16 protein-coding genes and 1 other annotated feature (1 of these 17 cut by a window edge) are annotated in these 15,985 nt (G+C 43.5%); of the genes, 1 reads left to right on the forward strand and 15 read right to left on the reverse strand.

What is annotated here, in order from left to right:
• Positions 1–115, reverse strand: a sequence feature (ribosomal protein L10 leader region); it reaches 22 nt to the left of the window's first position.
• Positions 116–180: 65 nt separating this feature from the next.
• The 7 genes from AB5213_RS00530 to AB5213_RS00560 form a co-directional block, all read right to left on the reverse strand.
• The gene (locus AB5213_RS00530; protein WP_008373488.1) at positions 181–1,125 is read right to left on the reverse strand and encodes an L-lactate dehydrogenase; all 945 of its coding nucleotides are present in this window, start codon (positions 1,123–1,125) and stop codon (positions 181–183) included.
• Between the two features lie 213 nt (positions 1,126–1,338).
• Positions 1,339–2,031 (reverse strand): 50S ribosomal protein L1, encoded by a 693-nt coding sequence (gene rplA, locus AB5213_RS00535; RefSeq protein WP_008373486.1) that lies wholly within the window; start codon positions 2,029–2,031, stop codon positions 1,339–1,341.
• A gap of 84 nt (positions 2,032–2,115) precedes the next feature.
• A complete protein-coding gene (rplK, locus tag AB5213_RS00540; protein WP_008373484.1) occupies positions 2,116–2,544 on the reverse strand; it encodes a 50S ribosomal protein L11 in 429 nt (142 codons plus the stop codon).
• 70 nt (positions 2,545–2,614) lie between these two features.
• Positions 2,615–3,130: a transcription termination/antitermination protein NusG gene (nusG, locus tag AB5213_RS00545; RefSeq protein ID WP_008373482.1), complete on the reverse strand. Its 516-nt coding sequence runs from the start codon at positions 3,128–3,130 to the stop codon at positions 2,615–2,617.
• A gap of 36 nt (positions 3,131–3,166) precedes the next feature.
• Positions 3,167–3,379 (reverse strand): preprotein translocase subunit SecE, encoded by a 213-nt coding sequence (secE, locus tag AB5213_RS00550; RefSeq protein ID WP_008373480.1) that lies wholly within the window; start codon positions 3,377–3,379, stop codon positions 3,167–3,169.
• A 22-nt stretch (positions 3,380–3,401) separates the two neighbouring features.
• Positions 3,402–3,551 (reverse strand): 50S ribosomal protein L33, encoded by a 150-nt coding sequence (gene rpmG, locus AB5213_RS00555; protein WP_081445272.1) that lies wholly within the window; start codon positions 3,549–3,551, stop codon positions 3,402–3,404.
• Positions 3,552–3,851: 300 nt separating this feature from the next.
• Positions 3,852–5,102: a threonine/serine exporter ThrE family protein gene (locus tag AB5213_RS00560; RefSeq protein ID WP_055155428.1), complete on the reverse strand. Its 1,251-nt coding sequence runs from the start codon at positions 5,100–5,102 to the stop codon at positions 3,852–3,854.
• 264 nt (positions 5,103–5,366) lie between these two features.
• Here AB5213_RS00560 and AB5213_RS00565 point away from each other — a divergent pair, with 264 nt between their 5' ends.
• Complete coding sequence (locus AB5213_RS00565; RefSeq protein ID WP_368276199.1) at positions 5,367–6,548, forward strand: sugar MFS transporter; 1,182 nt, start codon at positions 5,367–5,369, stop codon at positions 6,546–6,548.
• Positions 6,549–6,759: 211 nt separating this feature from the next.
• Here the strand turns inward: AB5213_RS00565 and AB5213_RS00570 are convergent, their stop codons facing one another.
• From AB5213_RS00570 to codB, 8 genes are all read right to left on the reverse strand, one after another.
• Positions 6,760–7,113, reverse strand: coding sequence for an arsenate reductase family protein (locus tag AB5213_RS00570; RefSeq protein WP_055155430.1), 354 nt, complete (start codon positions 7,111–7,113; stop codon positions 6,760–6,762).
• The gene (locus AB5213_RS00575) at positions 7,114–7,686 is read right to left on the reverse strand and encodes a DUF3841 domain-containing protein (RefSeq protein ID WP_055260928.1); all 573 of its coding nucleotides are present in this window, start codon (positions 7,684–7,686) and stop codon (positions 7,114–7,116) included.
• A complete protein-coding gene (locus tag AB5213_RS00580) occupies positions 7,662–8,219 on the reverse strand; it encodes a DUF3841 domain-containing protein (protein ID WP_008373458.1) in 558 nt (185 codons plus the stop codon). Before AB5213_RS00580 ends, AB5213_RS00575 begins: the two co-directional genes overlap by 25 nt.
• A gap of 121 nt (positions 8,220–8,340) precedes the next feature.
• A complete protein-coding gene (locus AB5213_RS00585) occupies positions 8,341–9,483 on the reverse strand; it encodes a hypothetical protein (protein WP_349096500.1) in 1,143 nt (380 codons plus the stop codon).
• Positions 9,473–10,585: an iron-containing alcohol dehydrogenase family protein gene (locus AB5213_RS00590; RefSeq protein ID WP_368276200.1), complete on the reverse strand. Its 1,113-nt coding sequence runs from the start codon at positions 10,583–10,585 to the stop codon at positions 9,473–9,475. Before AB5213_RS00590 ends, AB5213_RS00585 begins: the two co-directional genes overlap by 11 nt.
• Positions 10,586–10,676: 91 nt before the next feature.
• Positions 10,677–12,257, reverse strand: coding sequence for a glucose-6-phosphate isomerase (locus tag AB5213_RS00595; RefSeq protein WP_008373449.1), 1,581 nt, complete (start codon positions 12,255–12,257; stop codon positions 10,677–10,679).
• A 122-nt stretch (positions 12,258–12,379) separates the two neighbouring features.
• Positions 12,380–14,458 carry an RND family transporter gene (locus AB5213_RS00600; RefSeq protein ID WP_368276201.1) on the reverse strand — a complete coding sequence of 693 codons (2,079 nt, stop codon included), beginning with the start codon at positions 14,456–14,458 and terminating at the stop codon, positions 12,380–12,382.
• Between the two features lie 229 nt (positions 14,459–14,687).
• Complete coding sequence (gene codB / locus AB5213_RS00605; protein ID WP_195601569.1) at positions 14,688–15,959, reverse strand: cytosine permease; 1,272 nt, start codon at positions 15,957–15,959, stop codon at positions 14,688–14,690.
• Positions 15,960–15,985 lie beyond the last annotated feature (26 nt).

Genomic DNA, 15,985 nt, shown 5'->3' on the forward strand with positions numbered 1-15,985 from the left:
GCCAAAGCACAGAGGTTTACAAATTCAAATCTAATGAATCTTGTCTTCCTCGGTAGGCGTTTTGACCCTTATGCCTTACGGCACCTACTGTCTTCGGCAGTTACTTCGTAAATATAGCATACGTTTACCAGAAAGTCAAGTGTATTTTTTCATTTTTTCAATTTCATCCAGTTTCTTCTATTATAAGTCCAAACCATCCAGAACTTCCTTCAATTCTTTTGCAGATGAAAGCAATTTTTCTTTTTCTTCATCGCTCAGTGGAATCTCAAGAACTTTTTCTGCACCTTTCTGCGAAACTATGGTCGGAACACTGATACAGAGTCCTTCCAGTCCGTATTCTCCCTCCATCAGACTCGTGACAGGAAGAACCGCATTTTCATTCATAACAATGCTTTCTGCAATTCTCGCAACCGCCATTGCCACACCATAATAGGTTGCACCCTTTTTCTGGATAATATCATAAGCACTGTCCCGCACAGTCTTATAAATTCTTTCCATGGATTCCTGATGCTGATAATGTCCGCGAAGTTCACAGAAATCATTGATTGGAATTCCCGCTACATTTGCCCCGCTCCATACAGCAAGCTCACTGTCTCCATGCTCTCCGATGATATTGGCATGTACGCTCCGGCTCGCAACCTGAAGATGTTCACTTAACAGATAGCGGAATCTTGCAGTATCCAAAACGGTTCCGCTTCCGAATACTCTTTCCTTCGGGTATCCGGAAATCTTAAGTGCCGCATAAGTCAGAATATCCACCGGATTTGCTACAACAAGCAGGATTCCTTCAAATCCGCGTTTTGTGATTTCCGGAATAATCGATTTGAAAATTGCTACATTTTTGTGTACCAGATCCAGTCTTGTCTCTCCCGGTTTTTGATTTGCTCCAGCTGTAATGATGATTAGTGAACAATCACTGATATCATCATAAGATCCCGCATATATTTTCATCGGGTGCGCATATGGTCTACCGTGGCTTATGTCCATTGCCTCCCCTTCTGCTTTTTCTTTATTCGCATCGATCAGTACCAGTTCGGAAAAGATCCCTTTCTGAAGTAAGCTGAACGCAGAGGACGCTCCTACAAACCCACATCCGATAATTGCTGCCTTTTGAATATTAACCATGACAAAGTGCCTCCTTTTAATTGCTTGATATTTTTTTCACAGGCATAGGTTATCATTATTTTCCCCGATTTTCAATGTTTTCATGCATTGTTCGTCAAAAAATGCACAATGTATACAGAATACTGTTTGTTAGATTTCATGTTGCACAAAAAGACACCGTAACGGATCACTCCGCATACGGTGTCTCTATTATTTACATTTATTCAATACTGATTAAGCAAGCTTCATTGGGTTGATTTTTACACCAGGTCCCATTGTAGAAGTAAGTGTCACACTCTTAAGATACTGACCCTTTACTGCTGCCGGTTTAGCTTTGTTAATCGCATCGATAAGCGTCTGGAAGTTGTCAGCAAGCTGTTCTTCAGTGAAAGAAGCTTTTCCTACCGGTACATGGATGATATTTGTCTTGTCCAATCTGTACTCAATCTTACCAGCTTTGATTTCGTTGATAGCTTTTGTAACGTCCATTGTTACTGTACCAGCCTTCGGGTTTGGCATTAAACCTTTTGGTCCAAGTACACGTCCGAGACGTCCAACAACACCCATCATATCCGGTGTAGCTACAACTACATCGAATTCGAACCAGTTTTCATTCTGGATCTTCGGAATGAGTTCATCTCCACCTACGTAATCTGCTCCGGCAGCTTTAGCTTCTTCAGCTTTAGCGTCCTTAGCAAATACAAGGATACGAACCTTTTTACCAGTTCCGTGCGGAAGAACTACAGCGCCACGAATCTGCTGATCTGCATGACGTCCGTCACATCCTGTTCTGATATGAGCTTCGATTGTTTCATCAAATTTAGCTGTCGCGCTCTTCTTAACAAGTGCGATCGCTTCATCTCTATCATAGAGAGTTGCTCTGTCGATTAACTTTGCAGCTTCTACGTATTTCTTTCCTCTTTTCATTCTAAATACCTCCTAGTGGTGATTACGGGAATTCCCTCCCACGTATTTTTTCAGTTTCCTTACATTCTGCTTATGCAGTCTGAATTAGTCCTCTACTACAGTTACACCCATGCTGCGGCATGTTCCTTCGATCATGCTCATAGCTGTTTCTACGGATGCAGCGTTCAGGTCTGGCATCTTAAGTTCTGCGATTTCCTTTACCTGAGCTTTTGTAATCTTAGCAACTTTTGTCTTGTTCGGAACACCTGAACCAGATTTAAGGTTGCAGGCTTTCTTAATAAGAACTGCTGCCGGAGGAGTCTTTGTAACGAAGCTGAAACTTCTGTCACTGTAAACTGTAATTACTACAGGAATGATCAGATCTCCCTGATCAGCTGTCTTTGCGTTGAACTGTTTTGTAAATTCAACGATATTTACACCGTGCTGTCCAAGAGCAGGACCAACCGGTGGAGCCGGAGTAGCCTTTCCAGCTGGAATCTGTAATTTGATATAACCTGAAACTTTTTTTGCCATTTTAAAGTACCTCCTTGTGGTATTTGCGGGGATTTCCCTCCCACGTGTTCATTATGCACTGCGCATAAAGTTACATTTTTTTGACTTCTGCGAAACTGATTTCTACCGGCGTTTCGCGGCCGAATAAATCAACATTGATCGTCAGGCTCTGCTTAGCCATATTGATAGTCTGAATCATGCCGACTGTTCCTTCCCAGGCTCCGCCTGTTACTGTCACAGTATCTCCTTCTTCAAAATCTACCACGATGTCTTCTTTCTGGATACCAAGTGGTGCCATCTCTTCATCTGTAAGCGGAACCGGTTTGGATCCAGGACCTACAAATCCTGTAACACCTCTTGTGTTTCGTACCACATACCAGGTATCATCGTTCATGATCATGTGGATCAGAACATATCCCGGAAACATCTTTTTCTGAGACGCTTTCTGTACGCCGTTCTTCAATTCGACAACTTCCTGCATCGGAACACGGACCTCAAGGATCTCATCTTCCAGATGACGGTTCTCGATCGTTTTGTCAATGTTGGCTTTTACCTTGTTTTCATACCCTGAATAGGTATGCACAACATACCATTTTGCTTCTGCCATAAACTCACCTTTCCTGCATTACCATTTATCAGTATCTTATCTAACTAATAAATCTACCCCGAATTTTACCAGGATATCACAGATCGTGATAATCGCTCCTAAGATAACGGAAACAACTACGACCGCAGCTGTCTGTTTGGTAAGTGTGGTTTTGTCTGGCCAGATAATCTTATTAAACTCAGCTTTCAGACCTTTGAAGAAAGGAGTTTTCTTCTCTTTTGTCTTCGCTTTGTCTTTAGATTCGCCCATAACATTCACTTCCCTTCAACGACTATTTCGTCTCTTTGTGTAATGTGTGTGATTTGCAGAATCTACAGTATTTCTTTGTTTCCATGCGTTCCGGATGAGACTTCTTATCCTTTGTCATGTTGTAGTTACGATGCTTGCATTCTGTACATTCCAGTGTAATTCTTGTACGCACAACTTCCACCTCGCTTTTTATGTTCTAATTTTTAGTTGCATGACAGCTTGCGAGGCTGTCGTGAAAGCTTCACGCCTGAAACTTTCTTTGTTAAAAATAGGCATAAAAAAAAGACCTATACTTCCATTCGCTAGGTTAGTGTACCATACCGAAAGTATAAAGTCAAGAAATTAAATAATTTTTTACGAAAGCCTTCGGACTGTCCAGGTGCATCCGGAATCTGCTCTCATCCAGGCATATTCCCGGCACACAGGCTAAAATTTCAGCCGCAGAATGAAATCCGCGGCTGAAACTTTTTATTTATCTGTCACTTTTTCCAATGTGATATTCTACCTTCATACCACGCATGATAGTTCTTGATGCAATATCTACAAAGTTAAATCCAAATGCAATTGCAACGCAGGTTGCAAAAAGTGTGATCGTCTGTTCCAGGAGCATATGCATATTCCCGCTTACGCATGCGTACATTACATAGTACAGATTCGGTCCAGGAATCAGAGGGAATACAGACGCTGTCAGGAAAATTGTTGATGGTGCTTTATTTATCCGCGACATAATAAATGCATAGAATGCAACGAATGTCGCCGCAATTGTAGTTGCAAGGAAGTTACTTGGACGCGCCTCATAAACAAGTGCATAAATCAGCCATGTAAAAAATGCTCCGATTCCACAGTAAACCACCTGCATGCCCCGGATCTTAAACCACAGTGCAAATCCCACGCAGGCTGCGGTACAGGAAATCAGCTGTACGATCAGATTCGGGGTAAGGATATATCCTTCCGCCTCTACACCGCCAAAAAGAATCATCGGTATCGCCGTACCAAATGCGATTCCGGAAGCACCAAGCATGGAATTCATGATATTGATCGATCCGGAAATAAAGTCTTTCTGAAGCAGATCACGGATTCCGTTCGTCGTACTCAGTCCACTGATCAGGAGCATGACAATTCCGATCATGATCCGCTCCTCATGATCCGCAAATCCAAATTTAACAGATAACAGAATGATCATCTCTGCAATAAACGATAAGATCAGGTTATATGCCAGCAGGTTCTTCTCACGTTCGGCCAGCCAGTTCCCTGCTGCAACGATCACAATTGATACGATCACCGCAATGATCGCATCCCTTATATCACATCCAAAGAATACCGCAAATCCGGTACCACCTAAAATACCGGCCGCATAATGGGTGTACCACTTCTGTTCCGGTCTTCCCATCACCTCTTCAAACTGTCTTCTCATTTCTTTTGCATCCGGCTTTTCTTTACAGATTTTACGGCACAGATTATTCAGATAATCCAGCTTGTCAAAGTCACATTCCCCTATTTCTACCAGTCGGATCTGTGTAATAATCTGCCCTTCCGGTGTCTCTGCCGTAATCTGGATATTGCTTGGTATAACAAAAATATCATACTTTACAAATCCATAACTTCTGCAAATACGGTACAGACTGTCCTGCAGACGGAAGTTCTCCGCTCCACATCTAATCATAGCTTCCCCAATGTCCAGGATCCCCTGCACAATTCTCTCGTAATCGTATTTCACATTCATTTTCCTTTTCCCAAAACCTCTCTCTTTTGTTCTTCTTACAAAGCCAGTTGTTCCACCCTCCCGAACACTTCAGCCATACGAAGTAATGATATCATGATGTATCAAAAAGTCAACTAAATTCGGAGAATTTCTTCTAACCATGCCCATTCAATCTCATTATACCTTTTGTGTTTTGGAGATATTGTACTATGTTTCTGCGATATTCGTCAAGACATCCACCCCTCCAATATGATATAGTGCTATTTTGAAAGGAGCTTTTAAGAAATGAAAAAAAACACAAATTGTATGCAGACCATCTACGCTTGTTTTATTGGTTACATCGTTCAGGCTATCGTAAATAATTTTGTTCCCCTTCTTTTTGTCACTTTCCAAAATAATTACCATATTTCACTAGAACGAATTACCTTTTTGATCACACTCAACTTTATCATTCAGCTGTTTGTCGATCTTCTATCCGCATTCTTCATCGACAGGATCGGATACCGCATTTCGATTTTAATTGCGCATATCCTTTCTGCGGCAGGACTGATATTACTCACCGTTCTTCCGGAAGTTTTTTCCTCCCCTTATACCGGACTTGTAATCGCAGTTATCATTTATGCGATCGGCGGTGGACTTCTCGAAGTACTGGTAAGCCCGATCATCGAAGCCTGCCCTACTGATAACAAAGAAAAAGCAATGAGTCTCCTGCATTCCTTTTACTGTTGGGGGCATGTGGGCGTTGTTCTGTTATCAACCGCATTTTTCTGGTTTTTCGGAATATCGCACTGGAAAATCCTCGCACTTATGTGGGCTGTCATCCCAATATTTAACACTTTCCTCTTCAGAAGTGCACCAATCTACTCCCTTCACAAAGAAGGTGAACAAGGACTTTCTCTCAGAGAATTGTGCACATCTAAAATCTTCTGGATGTTAATGCTTATGATGACCTGTGCTGGTGCCAGCGAACAGGCAGTCAGCCAATGGGCATCCACTTTTGCCGAGACAAGCCTGCACATTTCCAAAACACTCGGCGATCTTGCCGGTCCTCTTACCTTTGCAGCCTGTATGGGGGCTTCCCGGCTGCTTTACGGAAAATACGGAGACAGGATCCGGCTGGATCTGTTCATGAGAGGAAGCTGCATTCTTTGCATCCTTTCCTATTTATGTATTTCCATCCTTTCATTTCCTGCGCTGAACCTTTTGGGATGTGCGCTTTGCGGATTCTCCGTTGGAATTATGTGGCCGGGACTTTTCAGCACCGCATCCGTCTCTATTCCACGTGGCGGCACAACAATGTTTGCCCTCCTTGCACTTGCCGGAGATCTGGGATGTTCCGGTGGTCCGACGCTTGCAGGTCTGGTATCTTCCTACGCCGGCGGCAGTCTGAAAACCGGAATTTTCGCAGCCATTATTTTTCCGGCCGTCCTGCTCCTTGGTCTGATAAAATCAAAAAAATCTGAATAAAAAATAACGGGTTCCCTTTTTCATTGAGTTACCCGTTATTTTTCTTTTTAGTTTATCGTTTTTTCAAATCGGTCCTCTTTCGGAGCCGTATCCTGTCCAAACCATTTCTTACTCAGTTTCGTAAGTGTTCCGTCTTCTTTCAATTCTTTTTACACATTCTTTACAGGCATAATAAAAAGATGAGCACCTTTTACAGCACTCATCTTCCCCACTACTTCAACAATTTTTCTTCCCATTCTTTTTCTTTAAACCCGGTCAGTACAAATCCGTCCCCAACTACAAACGGTCTTTTCACCAACATACCATCTGTCGCAAGCAGCTTTATCTGCTCATCTTCCGTCATCGTCGGAAGCTTGTCTTTCAGCTGCATCTGCTTATAAAGCATTCCACTTGTATTAAAAAACTTTTTCAGCGGGAACCCACTCATCGCATGCCATTCCTTCAGCTCTTCATAGGTTGGATTTTCCTCTACGATTGCCCGTTCCTCAAATGCAATCTCATGCGCCTCCAGCCATTTCAGCGCCTTCTGACAGGTGCTGCATTTTCTGTATACCAATACTTTCATCTATCTGATCCACTCCTTTTTTATTCTCCAAAGTCCTGCTTGTACATCCCTTACAAGCTCTGTATTTCCATGTACCAATTCTTCATGATACCGTGTCAGACGTTGCCAGCTTTTCAGGATCTGCTGCTTCTGTAACGGATAAAAATTACTCAACACCGCATCCATCTCTTTGATCCCATACATCTCCAGCTGCTCCTGGAACTGCTTCTCATCTTTTTCATCTTCCCCAATATATTTGAGACAGAGAATCTTATTCCAGTCATACATATCAAAAAGCAGAACTTCATCCAATGGTACTTCCAGTGTCAGGAAGTTGCCGCCCATCGACTGATCCACATTATAGGCTTCACGGAATGCCCAGTACGGATACTCCGCACCATCCGGTTTCTTCACATATTTCTCCATCTCACGCACAAACCAGGAATAGGCTGTTGTGAAAATCTTTGCACTCTCCTGATATTTTTTCCGCACATACGCCTCTTTGGAATAGCACACGCCATTCCGCTCAATTGCTTCGATTACCGGGTCTGCCTGTGATGCATATAAGGTTATTGTATTACATTTTTCACCCATTCTCTTCGCACCTCCCAGATGTTTCCATAACATCCATCACTTCCGATCTGGATGTCATCATCAAAAAGCCTCTTCCAGCTCTCCCGGATCTCCCGTTTGATCTCCGGATAGAACTGCGACATATACGCCTGCGTGTCGCTGACTCCATAGGCTTCCAGAAGCTCTTTGTGCCGCTTTTCATCCGCCTTGTCTGCCGGAATATAGGAATAGTTGAGGATCATTCCCCATTTTGTGAAATTCACTCTGGTAATCAGGGATTCTTCGATCTCCAGTTCCAAGATCACTCTTCCTTTTTCCGGAAGCATCGTTGCATCCTGCCTGAAGGATACCCATACCGGAAATTCCACATCCGCCGGTTTATTCCCGTAGTCCGGTCCGTTCTTGACCAGCCATTCATAAGTATCCAGAACCAGCTCCGAATGTTCTTTGAGATCCTTTATGATATACTCTCGCTTTACCGTATATCGTCCGGTCTCCTGAAGAACTTTCCAGACATTTTCATGCTGCTTTGACCACACTGTAATCTTTGCCATTCCATCACCTCACTAATGGTAAAATATAAGTACTCCAAAGATAACTAACCGGCATCACCATACTTACATTTACTATAACACCGATTGGCATCTTTTGTCCTCTTTTCCCTTTATTCTCTCATTACTTCGTATCAAATCTGGTCACTGCCATGTGGATCAGATATGGAATAAGGATTACCGGAATCGCCAGATACGCCAGCACACTATACGCCTTCTGGATCAGTGTCAGAAGCCCGAACTGTGCGATTCCAAAATCTACAACACAGCAGATAAATGCTGCCACAATTTCCTTTGTACCAATTTTACTTTTTTTACCCGTTTCCGTCTCTTTCTTCACTTTATTAAGACCACTGCAGATTCTTTTCACCATTGCAGCCACCATATTAACTGCCGTAGATACCGCTCCAAGAATGATCAAAACAGAAATCAGCGGCATCATAAATCCTTTTCCAACACCGCACTGCACCATAAAAAGTGTCGGGACGCTCGCCTCGCTCATCTCCGGCTTGGTACAAACAGTCATAATCCCAAGCACAACCATGATCATCATAAGTGCATTGATGATCCATCCGATTCCCATACTTTGCACCGCATCATCCGGCTTTTCAAAGCTCTTGGCATGCTGCACAAAAACAGCCACATTTGCCAGCTGGAATGTTCCGTAAATAAATGCTGAATAGAGTGCTTTCCCAAAGGATCCGCCATTTGCAGTCATCCGTGAAGCTGTATCTGCAATCTGCCCTGCACCTGCGATGATATTCGGAATATACACGATCAGAAGACCTGCGATAATGCAGACAGACAGGACAGAAGCCACCTTACGCACCAGGTCTGTTCCAAATACTGCCACAACGAAGATAAATATGCCGATAATCAACGTACACAGCAGATACGGAAGTCCGGTCAGGGTACTTAAGGTCGCTCCGCCTGTCGCAAATGCAACTGCGGGAGCCACGCACATCACACAAATATACAGTACTTCAAACAAATTGGAAAATACCGGCGCAAACTTCCCGTAAAACGCATTGTTATAAGACCGGTAATCATATACCTCATGCTTTCTCGCAAACCGGAGGCAGTACGCGAAAAATACAGCATTATATCCCATGGCCAAAACCGGCATCAGAAGACACCAGATTCCATAACGCACATAATAACTGTAGATCTGCGCACCCGAGGCAAATCCACCTCCGAAATGTGTTGTAAACCAGACAAACGCTACCCCAAGAATCATAGAGGAAGCTGCGGATTTCTTATTCTTCATGGCTCTGATCCTTTCTGACTCTTTCTTTCAGTTTCTGCATTGCATCTTCCAGCATTTCCTGGGTTACCTTATATGGGTAATGTGCTACATCCGACATTTTCGGAATATGTCCCATACTTTCTTTCCATTCATCCTCTGTAATCTCAATTTCTTTCAAGGACACCGGAAGACCTATCTCGCGATTCAGCTTATATATTTTCTCAAATTCTTCTTCCTGTCCATCTACAAGAAGTGCCAGAAGCACACCAAATCCAACTACTTCCCCGTGCAGATGCCGCTGCTCGATCACCGGATACTTCGTCAGAGCATAAAAAATTGCATGTGCAAGTCCACTGTTATAATCCGGTGTAAAATCTTTTGTAAGGAAAATGGATGCAATTCCGGTTGTCACAACGATCGCCAGAACCACCTGCTCTACATCGTATGTACACAGTCCCTTTTTATGGTCTGCAAATGCCTTCGGCCCATATTCCAGAAGCGGATTCCTGCACATCAGACTGACTGCTACACCAAGTGAGGCAAAATGTTCCAGTCTTTCATCCCTTGATGAGATTGTTGCTTCATAGTATTTTGCATAGGTATCACCAATTCCTGCCCACATATACTGACTCGGTGCTTTTGCTATGATTTCTGTATCGATAAATGCATGCATGACCGGACGCACGAAGAAATTCGGTTTCAGAAATGTACCATCCTCGTTATACATGATCGACACCGATGTACATGCCGAACAGTTGGATGCGATTGTCGGGAAGCTGAACACCGGCTTATCATCTGTGATACACAGACATTTTACCGTATCCAGTGCTTTGCCCCCTCCTACTCCAAATACCATATCTGCTTTCTGATAAACCGACATCCGGCGAAGCTTTTCTACCGTCTGATAGGTACAGTCTTTCCCATAAAGTTCTTTTCCAATAATCTCCAGATTCGTCTGGTCGACCGCCGCTTTGATCTTATCAAAAGCCGCATCAAGTGCCCTTTTTCCACCGATCACAAGTACCGTTTTTCCATAAGATTCGCAGACCGGTCCGATTTTATCGTAAATTGCATCTCCGATGGAATAATTCGGGAGATGCACCTCGTAATTTTCTAATTTCATATTCACACTCTTTCCCTTATAAAGATAACTCAAAAAGCCGGTACGGATACTTAAAATCCGCACCGACTCTGGTCTCTTTCATTAATTCTGATTAGATATCTAAAAGATCACTGTATACTTTCAGTGCTCCGTCTGTCTCATGGGCAAGTACACGTTTGGCAAGTACTTTCCCAAGCTGAACACCTTCCTGGTCGAAGCTGTTCACATTCCATACAAATCCCTGGAACATAACCTTATTCTCAAAATGTGCAAGAAGTGCACCGAGTGTCTCTGGTGTCAGTTCTTTACCGATGATAATACTTGACGGACGTCCACCTTCAAAATTCTTGTTGCGGTTCTCGTCTGATTTACCGCATGCAAATGCTACGATCTGTGCAGCTACGTTTGCGCAGAGCTTCTGCTGGCTTGTGCTGTCCTGAATCACAACATCTGTTCCGATCTGGCTGTTCTTGAAGCCGATGAACTGGAGCGGTATGATGTTGGTTCCCTGGTGGAGAAGCTGATAGAAGGAATGCTGTCCGTTTGTTCCTGGTTCTCCGAAGATCACCGGACCTGTCGGGTAATCTACCGGCTCGCCAAAGCGGTTAACTGATTTACCATTGGATTCCATATCCAGCTGCTGCAAATGTGCCGGGAAACGGCTCAGTGCCTGTGAATATGGGAGAACGGCTGTTGCCGGATATCCGAGTACATTACGCTCGTATACACCGATCATCGCATCCAGCATTGCCGGGTTCTTCAATAAATCTTCATTCTTGGAAACTTCATCTACCTTTGCTGCTCCTGCAAGGAACTGTGCAAATACTTCCGGTCCAAATGCCAGCGAAAGTACGGCACCGCCGACTGCTGAAGTAGATGAGTAACGTCCTCCGATATAATCATCCATGAAGAATGCTGCAAGATAATCATCGCTCTTTGCAAGTGGTGATGTCTCGCTTGTAACAGCGATCATATGCTTGGAAGCATCCAGACCTGCATTCTTCAGGGCATCTTTTACAAATGACTCATTGGTAAGAGTCTCAAGAGTTGTTCCTGACTTTGATACCAGAACAAAAATAGAATGTGCTACATCAATTGAATTCAGTACTGCTGCTGCATCATCCGGGTCAACATTGCTGATGAATTTGGCTTCCATCTTGAATGTGCCGTTCTTCTTAGCCCAGTTCTCAAGTGCAAGATACATTGCGCGAGGACCAAGGTCACTTCCACCGATACCGATCTGTACGACTGTTGTGAATTTCTCACCTGCTGCATTTGTGATCTCGCCGGCATGTACTTTATTGGCAAAATCTGCGATCCTCTGCTGCTGCTTAACATAGAATTCTCGCTTGTCTACTCCGTCAGCTTCTACTTTATCTCCAAGCTGTCCACGGGTGAGCTGATGAAGAACCAGTCTCTTTTCTCCTGTGTTGATCACTTCTCCATTGTAGAGTGCTGCGTACTTTTCTGTCAGCTGCGCTTCTTTTGCAAGCTTTGCAAGTGCTGCAAGTACTTTATCATCTACTGCTTTTGCAGCGTAATTGTAAGTAAGATCCTCTGTCATCGGAACGCTGTAATCCTTAACACGTTCTGCTCCGTTCTCACCGGACATCACTTCTGCAAGATTGACACGTTCTACTTCCGAAAGTTCTTTAAATGATGTAAGTGTATCCAAATTGTTCCAATTAATCATAGTGGATTCCTCCTTATTCCTTTTATGATAGCAAGATTGTATCAGCCCTTTTGATACGCACGAATCTTTTTCTCCGTTCCTTGTATCATATAATAATCCAAGAAAATTATACTATGATGTGGTTATGATTTCAAGCCTGACGGTCGGAAACCTTTGCTCGTTTTTACAATAATCTTGTCAAATACCATGAATAAGGACGGAAGGATCAGCACAACAACCACCATACTGATCAGTGCACCTCTCGCCATCAGGATACACAGTGAACTGATCATATCGATATTGGAATAAAGTCCGACACCGATCGTTGCAGCAAAGAAGCTGAGCGCACTAACGATGATCGACTGCGCAGAAAACTTATGCGCTGTTGTGATCGCGTCAAATTTGCCTGCGCCGTGGCTTCTCTCTCTCTGATATCTGGTGGTCATCAGGATCGCATAATCCACAGTCGCGCCAAGCTGGATCGTACCGATTACGATTGATGCCACAAACGGCAGCTTTGTTCCAGTGTAAAACGGAATACCCATATTCACAAAGATCGCAAATTCGATCACACCGACCAGGATCACCGGAATAGTAACTGATTTGAACAGAAGCAGAATAATCACAAATACGATTCCAATAGACACTGCACTTACACGCTTAAAGTCCGTGTCTGTAATGTTGATCAAATCTTTTGTCAATGGTCCTTCTCCTACCAGCATTGCACCCTTATCATATTTATCCATGATCTTATCAATCTGCTCAATCTGTTTGTTTACTTTATCCGTTGCTACTTTGTAAGTAGAATTTACCATCAGCAGCTGGTACTTATCATTTTTCAGCATACCGGTGACAGATTCCGGGAGCATATCTGCCGGAACACCTGAGCCGACCAGGTTATCCAGTCCAAGTACCCATTTAACACCATCTACTTTTTCAATCTCCTGTGACATCTTCTTGACATCAGAACCTGCAACCGAGCTGTCCACCAGGATCATATGTGTGGTGTTCATATTGTAATCTTCTTTTAATTTCGTGTTCGCAATGACACTCGGAAGATCCTTTGGCAGCGATTCGTCCAGATTGTAGTAAACACCTGTGTGATTGTTTCCGTAAATCGCCGGAAACAGAAGGATCACAAATGCGACTACATAAATCACGTAACGCTTTGTCACCTTATCCGAAATTCTTCCAATATCCGGAAGCAGCGGTTTGTGTTTTGTCTTCTCGATCAGCTTGTCACAGCACAGGATCATGGACGGAAGAACGGTTACACAGACCAGAACTCCGAAGATAACACCTTTTGCCATAACGATACCGATATCTTTTCCAAGCGTAAAGCTCATAAAGCAGAGTGCGATAAATCCGGCAACTGTCGTAACTGAACTTCCGATTACGGATGAAAAGGTCTGGGAAATCGCGTGTGCCATCGCCCGCTCTTTATCTCCGTTATAGCGCACCTGCTGCTCCTGATAACTGTGCATCAGGAAAATAGAATAGTCCATAGTGACACCGAGCTGAAGTACCGCTGCCAGTGCCTTCGTGATATAAGAAATCTCTCCAAAAAATACATTCGTTCCAAGATTATATACGATTGCAATTCCGATACTCAAAAGGAACAATACCGGAACAAAAATCGATTCCATCGTAATTGCCAGAACCAGTGCAGAAAGTGCGACTGCAATCAGTACATAAAGTGGTGTTTCCTTTTCGGCAAGCTCTTTGGTGTCCTCTACAATCGCAGACATTCCACTTAAGAAGCACTGCTCTCCGGTAATCTTACGGATCTCGGTAATTGCCTTCATGGTTTCATCGGATGAAGTTCCGTCTTTGAAAAATACCGCCATCATTGTTCCGTCTTCTGTGTTGTACTCATCATACAGCTTTGACGGAAGCACGCTCTGTGGAACCGAAATATCAGCCAGTGAATCATACCAGAGTACATTCTCTACTCCGTCTACCTTCTCTACCTTTTCTTTCAGCTTCACAATCTCTTTATCTTCCATGCCGTCTACCATCAGCATCGAAAATGCCCCGATCCCAAAATCATTCGTCATGATCTCTTGTCCCTGCATTGTCTCAATGTCTTCCGGAAGATAAGTCAGTACATCATAGTTGATCCTGGTGTTCACATACCCCCACACAGCCGGAATCAAAAGGATAATACTGAGTATCAGTATCGGTACTCTGAATTTAACAATCTTTTTGCCAACCTTTACCATACTTTATTCCTCTTTTCTTTTTATTCTTTCTCTCTTAATGACTGCCGGTCATTTATTTTACAAAACCAATATACAACAAAACTGACCATAAGTCAATTTGTTTATTGACTTATGGTCAGTTTTTTAATAATATTGTTTAGACTGATAACCTTATGCGTAATCCTGCTCCATAATATAACAACGGGCAGACTCTGTTCCCCGAATCTGCCCGTTCATTTACGCTATTCATTTATGCATTTTCTGCCGCTTCTTCACGATTTTTGCAAAGCACCTGTCCAGCCACATAGCAGACCGCTGCAACTGCCATACCATTGATCGAAGCAATTCCCCATGACACAAGATTTGCTACCACTGCGCCTGCGATTACACCGATCACAGCAAACCAGTTTACAGTTTTGATTTCTACTTTATCACTGTCGTACTCCTTCTTATTTATGAAATACGAGAGCACCAGGATAATCCCTACCGGCGGAAGGGTACAGTTCAGTACGTTCAGCCAGTTACAGAAATTGTAATACAGCCATACGGAAAGAAGTGTTCCGATAATTCCTGAAATCAGAACCATCGGTTTCTTCTTCTGCCGGAAAATATTTGCCAGTCCAAGACCTGCTGAATACAGCGCATTGTCGTTGGTGGTCCAGATATTGAGTCCCAGAACCAGAATCGCCATATAGAACAGATTCAGACGGATCATAACCTCAAAGATATCATTTCCGCCAACGAAAATATAGGCAATCGCCCCAAAAAAGAACATCAGTGAATTCCCGATAAAGAATGCTACAACCGTTGCAATTGTACCTGATTTGGCATCCTTTGCAAATCTTGCAAAGTTCGGAGTTGCCGTTCCGCCTGATACGAAGGAACCGACTACCATACCCGCTCCACCGATCACGGTCACAGATCCACTGGATACTGCAAACTGGTCAACGATTGTTCCATTTCCCTGACGAACTGCCATCACCATTGCTACCGTTCCAAGAATCGCAACGAGCGGAACTGCAATATAGCTTACCACCGTAAGGGAATCAATTCCGAAATATGCAGAAGCGGTCATACAGCCTCCTGCAACCAATACCAGAGCCCACATCGCAGCCTTACTTCCACCGAGAAGTTCTCCTGATACCGGGATTGCAAACATCGCAACACCCACACCGAACCATCCGATCTGAGTGAAGCTGATCATTGCAGAAGAAAGATAAGATCCTTTTTCTCCAAACGCTCTTTTTGCCAGAAGATCCATGCTAAGTCCGGTCTTTGCACCTACATATCCCAGAAGTCCTGTATACATACCAAGGATCGCTCCTCCAAGGAGAAGGGACTTGATAAATCCCCAGAAATCAAGTCCTGCTGCCATCTGCTGCCCAACCCACATACTTGCCGAGAAAAATGTAAATCCCAGCATGATCATAAACATGGTCAGGAAACCTTTTCTGCCCTCTTTCGGGACTGCCTGGTCCGCATAGTCAATATCAACAGTTGTATTTTTCGTGTTTTTGCTCATTTTTTACCTCATTCCATTCTCTGTGA

The organism is Coprococcus sp. RTP21204st1_G4_RTP21204_210225, assembly GCF_040915385.1.
Classification (GTDB): Bacteria; Bacillota; Clostridia; order Lachnospirales; family Lachnospiraceae; genus Allocoprococcus; species Allocoprococcus comes.

What these genes read in the sequence shown, in the direction of transcription:
- secE (WP_008373480.1), bottom strand. Translation starts at nt 3,379, where the DNA reads ATGGGCGAATCTAAAGACAAAGCGAAGACAAAAGAGAAGAAAACTCCT.
- AB5213_RS00565 (WP_368276199.1), top strand. Translation starts at nt 5,367, where the DNA reads ATGAAAAAAAACACAAATTGTATGCAGACCATCTACGCTTGTTTTATT.
- rplK (WP_008373484.1), bottom strand. Translation starts at nt 2,544, where the DNA reads ATGGCAAAAAAAGTTTCAGGTTATATCAAATTACAGATTCCAGCTGGA.
- AB5213_RS00530 (WP_008373488.1), bottom strand. Translation starts at nt 1,125, where the DNA reads ATGGTTAATATTCAAAAGGCAGCAATTATCGGATGTGGGTTTGTAGGA.
- AB5213_RS00570 (WP_055155430.1), bottom strand. Translation starts at nt 7,113, where the DNA reads ATGAAAGTATTGGTATACAGAAAATGCAGCACCTGTCAGAAGGCGCTG.
- AB5213_RS00600 (WP_368276201.1), bottom strand. Translation starts at nt 14,458, where the DNA reads ATGGTAAAGGTTGGCAAAAAGATTGTTAAATTCAGAGTACCGATACTG.
- AB5213_RS00560 (WP_055155428.1), bottom strand. Translation starts at nt 5,102, where the DNA reads ATGAATGTGAAATACGATTACGAGAGAATTGTGCAGGGGATCCTGGAC.
- AB5213_RS00575 (WP_055260928.1), bottom strand. Translation starts at nt 7,686, where the DNA reads ATGGGTGAAAAATGTAATACAATAACCTTATATGCATCACAGGCAGAC.
- rplA (WP_008373486.1), bottom strand. Translation starts at nt 2,031, where the DNA reads ATGAAAAGAGGAAAGAAATACGTAGAAGCTGCAAAGTTAATCGACAGA.
- AB5213_RS00585 (WP_349096500.1), bottom strand. Translation starts at nt 9,483, where the DNA reads ATGAAGAATAAGAAATCCGCAGCTTCCTCTATGATTCTTGGGGTAGCG.
- nusG (WP_008373482.1), bottom strand. Translation starts at nt 3,130, where the DNA reads ATGGCAGAAGCAAAATGGTATGTTGTGCATACCTATTCAGGGTATGAA.
- AB5213_RS00580 (WP_008373458.1), bottom strand. Translation starts at nt 8,219, where the DNA reads ATGGCAAAGATTACAGTGTGGTCAAAGCAGCATGAAAATGTCTGGAAA.
- AB5213_RS00590 (WP_368276200.1), bottom strand. Translation starts at nt 10,585, where the DNA reads ATGAAATTAGAAAATTACGAGGTGCATCTCCCGAATTATTCCATCGGA.
- codB (WP_195601569.1), bottom strand. Translation starts at nt 15,959, where the DNA reads ATGAGCAAAAACACGAAAAATACAACTGTTGATATTGACTATGCGGAC.
- AB5213_RS00595 (WP_008373449.1), bottom strand. Translation starts at nt 12,257, where the DNA reads ATGATTAATTGGAACAATTTGGATACACTTACATCATTTAAAGAACTT.